Origin of the sequence: Phenylobacterium sp., assembly GCF_044236515.1 — a bacterium.
Lineage (GTDB): Bacteria > Pseudomonadota > Alphaproteobacteria > Caulobacterales > Caulobacteraceae > Phenylobacterium.
The window spans coordinates 1-7,144 of record NZ_JBIIGK010000150.1 but is presented as its reverse complement, the minus strand read 5'-3'; the positions used below and the strand labels follow the sequence as shown (position 1 = coordinate 7,144).

6 protein-coding genes are annotated in these 7,144 nt (G+C 68.1%); 1 reads left to right on the top strand and 5 read right to left on the bottom strand.

The genetic code is table 11. The features are described 5' to 3' along the window. Positions 1–109 precede the first annotated feature (109 nt). The gene (locus ACILRF_RS13275) at positions 110–316 is read right to left on the bottom strand and encodes an alkylphosphonate utilization protein (RefSeq protein WP_395673648.1); all 207 of its coding nucleotides are present in this window, start codon (positions 314–316) and stop codon (positions 110–112) included. A 103-nt stretch (positions 317–419) separates the two neighbouring features. Beyond that, positions 420–2,228: a translation elongation factor 4 gene (lepA, locus tag ACILRF_RS13270; protein WP_395673646.1), complete on the bottom strand. Its 1,809-nt coding sequence runs from the start codon at positions 2,226–2,228 to the stop codon at positions 420–422. Between the two features lie 162 nt (positions 2,229–2,390). Here lepA and ACILRF_RS13265 point away from each other — a divergent pair, with 162 nt between their 5' ends. Further along, positions 2,391–3,086 carry a DUF1134 domain-containing protein gene (locus ACILRF_RS13265; protein ID WP_395673642.1) on the top strand — a complete coding sequence of 232 codons (696 nt, stop codon included), beginning with the start codon at positions 2,391–2,393 and terminating at the stop codon, positions 3,084–3,086. A 120-nt stretch (positions 3,087–3,206) separates the two neighbouring features. On the opposite strand, the gene pheT is transcribed toward ACILRF_RS13265, so the two are convergent. From pheT to ACILRF_RS13250, 3 genes are all read right to left on the bottom strand, one after another. Next, positions 3,207–5,630 carry a phenylalanine--tRNA ligase subunit beta gene (gene pheT / locus ACILRF_RS13260; RefSeq protein WP_395673640.1) on the bottom strand — a complete coding sequence of 808 codons (2,424 nt, stop codon included), beginning with the start codon at positions 5,628–5,630 and terminating at the stop codon, positions 3,207–3,209. Between the two features lie 12 nt (positions 5,631–5,642). Next, positions 5,643–6,752: a phenylalanine--tRNA ligase subunit alpha gene (gene pheS, locus ACILRF_RS13255; protein WP_395673638.1), complete on the bottom strand. Its 1,110-nt coding sequence runs from the start codon at positions 6,750–6,752 to the stop codon at positions 5,643–5,645. Positions 6,753–7,017: 265 nt separating this feature from the next. Continuing rightward, a partial coding sequence (locus ACILRF_RS13250; RefSeq protein ID WP_395673644.1) for a 50S ribosomal protein L20 occupies positions 7,018–7,144 on the bottom strand: 127 nt, incomplete at its 5' end.

Genomic DNA, 7,144 nt, shown 5'->3' with positions numbered 1-7,144 from the left:
CGCTTTGTCTGCGGCTCCTGCGACGACGTGATCTTCAGCGCCGCCGATCGCGAGGCGCTGTCCGACATGGTCGTGAAGTGCCGTTGCGGCGAATTCAACCAGATCTGATCTAGAGCTTCTTCACGAATTCGGCGCGCAGCACGAGGCCCTTGATGGTCTCGTGGCGGCAGTCGATTTCCTGGGCGTCGCCGGTCAGCCGGATCGAGCGGATGACCGTGCCGCGCTTCAGCGTCTGGCCCGCGCCCTTGACGGTCAGGTCCTTTATCAGCACGACCTTGTCGCCGTCGGCCAGCAGGTTGCCGACGCTGTCGCGCACCTCGACGGTCGCGTCCGCATGCGCCTTGGCGGCCGCGTCCGCGGCGCTGATCCACTCTCCGGTGGCCTCGTCGTAGACGAACTCCTCGCCGCTCATCGCCGGGTCAATCGCTGTCCATCTTCAGGGCGGCGATGAAGGCTTCCTGCGGGATCTCGACCTTGCCGAACTGGCGCATGCGCTTCTTGCCCTCTTTCTGCTTGTCGAGGAGCTTGCGCTTGCGGCTGGCGTCGCCGCCATAACACTTGGCCGTCACGTCCTTACGCAGGGCGCGCACGGTCTCGCGGGCGATGATCCGGCCGCCGATAGCCGCCTGGATCGGGATCTGGAACATGTGCGGGTTGATGAGGTCCTTCATCTTCTCGACCATGCCGCGGCCGCGCGCCTCGGCCCGGTTGCGGTGGACCAGCATCGAAAGGGCGTCGACGGGCTCGGCGTTGACCAGGATCGACATCTTCACAAGGTCGCCGACGCGGTAGTCCTCGATGGCGTAGTCGAAGGAGGCATAGCCCTTCGAGATCGATTTCAGGCGGTCGTAGAAGTCGAACACCACCTCGTTCAATGGCAGGTCGTAGACGACCATCGCCCGGTTGCCGACGTAGGACAGCTCGCGCTGCTCGCCGCGACGATCCTGGCACAGCTTGATGATCGAGCCGAGGTACTCGTCCGGCGTGAAGATCGTCGCCTTGATCCACGGCTCGGCGATGTCGGCGATCTTCACCGGATCGGGCAGGTCGGCCGGGTTGTGCAGCTCGATTTCGTCGCCGTTGGTCATCTTCACGCGATAGACCACGGACGGCGCGGTCGCGATGAGGTCGAGATCGAATTCGCGGGACAGGCGCTCCTGGATGATCTCCAGGTGCAGCAGCCCGAGGAACCCGCACCGGAAGCCGAAGCCGAGCGCGGCGCTGGTCTCCATCTCGTAGGTGAAAGAGGCGTCGTTCAGGCGCAGGCGGCCGATGGCGGCGCGCAGGTCCTCGAAGTCGGCGGCGTCCACCGGAAACAGGCCGCAGAACACAACCGGCTGCACCTCGCGGAACCCGGTCAGGGCAGCCTCGGTCGGTCGCTTCAGGTCGGTGATGGTGTCGCCGACGGCCGCGTGGGCGACTTCCTTGATCGAGGCGGTGATGTAGCCGACTTCGCCCGGACCGAGCTCGGCCACGTCGGTCTGCTTGGGCCGGAAGACGCCGAGGCGGTCGATCTGATACTCGGCGCCGGTCTGCATCATCTTGACCTTCTGGCCGACCTTCAGCGTCCCGTCGAAGACGCGCACCAGGACGACGACGCCGAGGTACTGGTCGTACCAGGCGTCGACCAGCAGCGCCTTCAGCGGCGCGGTCGCATCGCCCTTCGGCGGCGGCAGCCGGGTGACGATGGCCTCCAGCACGTCGTGAATGCCGACGCCAGACTTGGCCGAACAGACCACCGCATACGAGGCGTCGAGTCCGATGACGTCCTCGATCTGCTGGCGCACCCGCTCGGGTTCGGCGGCGGGCAGGTCGATCTTGTTCAGGACCGGCACGATCTCGTGGTTGTTGTCGATCGCCTGATAGACGTTGGCCAGCGTCTGGGCCTCGACGCCCTGCGAGGCGTCGACCACCAGGATCGAGCCCTCGCAGGCGGCCAGCGACCGGGAAACCTCATAAGCGAAGTCGACGTGGCCGGGTGTATCCATCAGGTTGAGGTAGTAGGTCTCGCCGTCGTCAGCCTTGTAGTGCAGGCGGACGGTCTGGGCCTTGATGGTGATCCCCCGCTCACGCTCGATTTCCATGTTGTCGAGCACCTGTTCGCTCATCTCGCGAGCGGTCAGGGCGCCGGTCTCCTGGATCAGGCGGTCGGACAGCGTCGACTTGCCATGGTCGATGTGCGCGACGATGGAGAAGTTGCGGATCTTGTCGAGGGGAGTGCTCATCAGGCGCGCCCTCTAGCACATATCGCGGCCAGCGCGAGGCGCGCGGCGTCGCGTCGCGGAGCGTCAGGCGGGCGCGCCGGCTGGTTAATCACGCGTTAAGCTCCGAGGCGTCATCAGGACGCTGGGCGGGACGGCTAGAGAGACTTCGAAGGAGACAACGCGCCCATGGATCGCCGCACCCTCATCGCCACCGGGCTCGTGACGCTCGGCTCCACCACCCTGGTCCGCGCGGCGTACGCGCAGAACACCGAGGTTCGCGACCTGCCGCCGGTCCGCGCCATCGACGAGGCCGCGCCGCCGCCGGCCGAGGCTCCGCCGCCGCCCAATTCCACGCCCAGCTATCCGACCCAGGGCGCGGCGCAGACCCAGAACGGCGTCGAGACCTATTCGCGCGACGAGATGGTCCAGAACGTCTCCGACTTCATGGGTGTGACTGCCGAGTCGGCCGGGGCCGCCATCGAAAAGGTGTTCGCCAAGAACGGCCGTCCCACCGCCTATATCGCCGGCGAGGAAGCCTCCGGCGCCCTGGTGGTCGGCGCGCGCTACGGCCGTGGCCTGCTCTACATGAAGGGCCGCCAGCCGGTGGAGGTGTTCTGGCAGGGCCCGTCGGCCGGCTGGGACTTCGGCGGCAACGCCAGTCGGGTATTCACCCTCTGCTACGACCTGATGGAGCCGGAGGCGATCTTCCAGCGGTTCCCGGGCGTCGAGGGATCGGCCTATTTCGTCGGCGGACTCGGCGTGAATTATCAGAAGGCCGGCGGCGTGACCCTCGCCCCGATCCGGGCGGGCGTCGGCGTGCGCCTGGGCGCCAACGTCGGCTACCTGGCCTACACCCGCAAGCGCAACATCCTGCCGTTCTAGTCCTCCGGGGCGCTGGAGAGGGAAGGCCGCCGGCTCGATACCGGCGGCCTGCCCCTTCACCCTCGGCCTTTCGCTGCGCCGGCCTTCGTGTCCCCTTTCCCGTGAAACCGGAAAGGAAGATTACGCCCGCAGCTTCGCCCCGACCGCCTTCTCCGCCGCCGCGACGATCTTGGCCGAAACCGCCTCGATCTCGGCGTCGGTGAGCGTCTTCTCGCGCGGCTGGAGCGTCACCTCGATCGCGACCGACTTCTGGCCCTCGGCGACGCCCTTGCCCTGGTAGACGTCGAACACCCGGGCGTCGGCGATCAGCGCCTTCTCGGCGCCGATGATCGGCCGCACCAGGTCGCCGGCCGGCGTTTCCACCGGCACCAGGAAGGCGAAGTCGCGGCGCAGAGGCATCAACGGCGACAGCTCCAGCGCCGCCTTCGTTTTCACCGCCTTGCGCTTCGGCTCGGGGATGGCGTCGAGGTTGATCTCGAAGGCCAGCATCGGCCCGTCGGCGTCGAGCGCCTTCAGCACTCCCGGGTGGAGTTCTCCGAACTCGGCGACCACGGTCTTGGGTCCAAGTTGCAGGCGGGCCGAGCGGCCGGGATGCCACCATGGCGAGGCCTGGCCCTGGACGACCTGCAAGGCCGGGGCGCCGAGCTCCTCCAGCAGGAACATCAAGTCGGCTTTCAGCGCGAACAGGGCGTCGGCCTCCGCCCCGTCCCAGCGGCGGGGGCCGTGGGGAGCGCGCAGCGCGGCAATGGCCGTCCACTGGTCCTGAGGCTGGTCGCCGCGGAAGTTCGGGCCGACCTCGAACAGGGCCACGTCGGCAAACCCCTTGCGGGCGTTGCGGGCCGCCGCTTCGATCAGGTTCGGCAGCACCGAGGGCCGCATGCACGCGAGGTCCGAGGCGATCGGGTTGGTCAGCACCAGCTCCGGCTGGCCGCCGCCGAACAGCTTGGCCCACTCTGTGCGCAGGAAGCTCCAGGTCAGGGCTTCCGAATAGCCGCGCGCCGCCAGGGCGCGACGGGCATTGCGCATCCGTGTCTGGCGGATGGTCAGGGCCCCGCCCGGCGGGATCGGCGCCTCGGGCAGCGGATCGGCCGGCAGGTTGTCGTAGCCCTCGATGCGGGCGACCTCCTCGACAAGGTCGGCCTTGCCCTCGATGTCCCGGCGCCAGGACGGCGGGGTGACCGCGTCGCCGTCGAGGGTGAAGCCGAGCTTTTCCAGGATCTCGTCCACGCGGTTTCGCGGCAGATCGAGGCCCGACAGCTTCTTTACGTAGCCACGGTCGAAGGCGAAGGGTGCGGGCGGGGCGGGGGCCTCGCCGGCGACCTTCAGTTCGGACGGCTCGCCGCCGCACAGCTCCAGGATCATCGCCGTCGCCAGCTCGATGCCCGGAACAACCGACTGCGGATCGACCGTGCGGGCGAAGCGGTACTGGGCGTCGGAATTGATCCCGGTGATGCGGCCGGTCTGCGCCGTGCGGATCGGATCAAACCAGGCGCATTCCAGGAAAACGTCCGTCGTCGCGTCCGAACAGCCGGTCGACTCGCCACCCATAACCCCGCCGATGCCGATTGGCCGTTGGCCGTCCGCGTCGGCGATGACGCTCATGTCCGGCGTCAGGTCGTAGGTCCGGCCGTCGAGGGCGATCAGTTGCTCGTCGGCATGCGGGGCCGGGCTGGCGCCGGCGTGCGAGGAGGGTTCCTCGGGGCCCTTGCCGAGCCGCGCCTCGATGACGTCCCCGACCATCAGCTTGCGGTCATAGACGTGCAGCGGCCGGGCCCGGTCGAAGGTGATGTAGTTGGTGATATCGACCAGGGTGTTGATTGGGCGCAGGCCGATGCTGGTCAGCCGCTGCTGCAGCCAGGCCGGCGAGGGGCCGTTCTTCACGCCGCGGATAAGCCGGCCGGCGAAGGTCGCGCAGGCTTCGCCGTCGACGCGGATCTCGACAGGGCATGGGAAGCTAGCCTTCACCGACGGCGCAGTCTCGGCCTTCAGCGTGCCGAGGCCGGCGGCGGCCAGGTCCCGGGCGATGCCGCGCACGCCAAGCCAGTCGGACCGGTTCGGCGTCACCTCGAAGTCGATGACAGCCTCCAGCCCAAAGGCGTCGGCGGCAAGCGTACCCACGGCGAGGTCGTCGGGAAGCTCGACGATGCCGTCCAACTCCTCGGCGACCTCGAGTTCTTTCGCCGAGCAGAGCATGCCGTTCGAGACGACGCCGCGCACGGGCCGCGGCTCCAACGTGATGCCGCTGCCCGGCACATAGGCCCCGATCGGCGCATAGATGGTCGTCAGTCCAGGCCGCGCGTTCGGCGCGCCGCAGACGATCTCCAGGCGGCCGTCCCTGGTGTCGACCTGGCAGACCCGCAGCTTGTCGGCGTTGGGGTGCTGGACCGCCTCGACGATTTTGGCGACCGAGAACTTGGCGAGCTTGGACGCGGGGTCTTCGACGCCCTCGACCTCCAGCCCCGCCATGGTCATGGCGTCGACCACTTCCTGCACGGTGGCGGTCGTCTCGAGGTGCTCCTTGAGCCAGGAGAGGGTGAACTTCATCGCTTCCTCTCCTTACGACAGGCCAGTGGCCGGGTTGGGCGCCTGGAAGGCGGAGAAGCCCCAGTGCTCCAGCCAGCGGATGTCGGCGGCGAACATGTCACGCAGGTCCGGCATGCCGTATTTCAGCATCCCCAAGCGATCGACGCCGAGGCCGAAGGCGAAGCCCTGCCACTCGTCCGGATCGAGGCCGCAGTTGGCCAGCACCTTGGGGTGAACCATGCCGCCGCCAAGGATCTCCAGCCAGTCGGAGCCCTCGCCGATCTTCACCGACCCGCCCGAGCGGTCGCACTGCACGTCCATCTCGGCCGAGGGCTCGGTGAACGGGAAGTGGTGGGGGCGGAAGCGCGTGACCACCGCATCGGACTCGAAGAACCGGCGGGTGAAGGCGTCGAGCGTCCACTTCAGGTGGCCCATGTGGATCGCGCGGTCGATGACCAGGCCCTCAAGCTGATGGAACATCGGCGTGTGGGTGGCGTCGCTGTCCGAGCGATAGACGCGCCCGGGCACGATGACCCGGATCGGCGGCGCCTGGCCGGTCGCGATCCATCCCGGCAGCTTGCCGCTCGCCTGCTGCATGACGCGGATCTGCACCGGGCTGGTGTGGGTGCGCAGCAGCTTGCGCTCGCCATTCGCATCCTCGGGCAACCAGAAGGTGTCGTGCATTTCCCGCGCCGGGTGTTTGGGCGGGAAGTTCAACGCGGTGAAGTTGTGGAAGTCGTCCTCGATGTCCGGGCCTTCCGCCAGGCCGAATCCCATGTCGGCGAAGATCGCGATCATCTCGTCCAGCGTCTGCATAGTCGGATGCACCCGGCCGCGCCGTTCGGGCGGGGCCGGCAGGCTGAGGTCGACCCGCTCGGCGGCCAGCTTGGTGTTGAGAGCGGCCTCCTCGAGCTCGGCCTTGCGGACGGTGAGCGCCGCGGTGATCCGGTCGCGCAAGCCGTTGATCAGCGGGCCGCGTTCGCGCCGCTCGTCGGGGCTCAGCCCGCCCATCGTCTTGAGCAGTTCGGAGACGGAGCCGGACTTGCCGAGCGCGGCGACGCGGACGGCCTCCAGGGCGGCGAGGTCGGCCGCGCCGGCGACGGCGGCGACGAGGTCGGCTTCGAGTTTGGAAAGGTCGGTCATGACGCTGGCGTTCTTAGAGGGGGAAGGGGACGAGGGAAACCCGCTCCTCCCTCGCTTGCGGGGGAGGGGGACCGCGAAGCGGTGGAGGGGGCGTTGGCGCTCGCCTCTTGCCCCCTCCGTCTCGCCCGCCTCCATTGTAGGCAGGCGATCCACCTCCCCCGTCGCTTCGCGGCAGGGGAGGAGCGGGAAGGCGCGCAGCAAAAAGCCCTCCGGCGGTTCCGCCGGAGGGCTTTTCATAAGCTTTGGATCGAAACGACCCGGAGCCTTAAGCCAGCGCGGTGCGAACCTTGTCGGCGATGGCCTTGAACCCGGTCGGATCGTTGCCCGCGATGTCCGCGAGGACCTTGCGGTCGATTTCGATCCCGGCCTTGTCCAGGCCGAAGATAAACTGG

What these genes read in the sequence shown, in the direction of transcription:
- ACILRF_RS13265 (WP_395673642.1), top strand. Translation starts at nt 2,391, where the DNA reads ATGGATCGCCGCACCCTCATCGCCACCGGGCTCGTGACGCTCGGCTCC.
- pheS (WP_395673638.1), bottom strand. Translation starts at nt 6,752, where the DNA reads ATGACCGACCTTTCCAAACTCGAAGCCGACCTCGTCGCCGCCGTCGCC.
- pheT (WP_395673640.1), bottom strand. Translation starts at nt 5,630, where the DNA reads ATGAAGTTCACCCTCTCCTGGCTCAAGGAGCACCTCGAGACGACCGCC.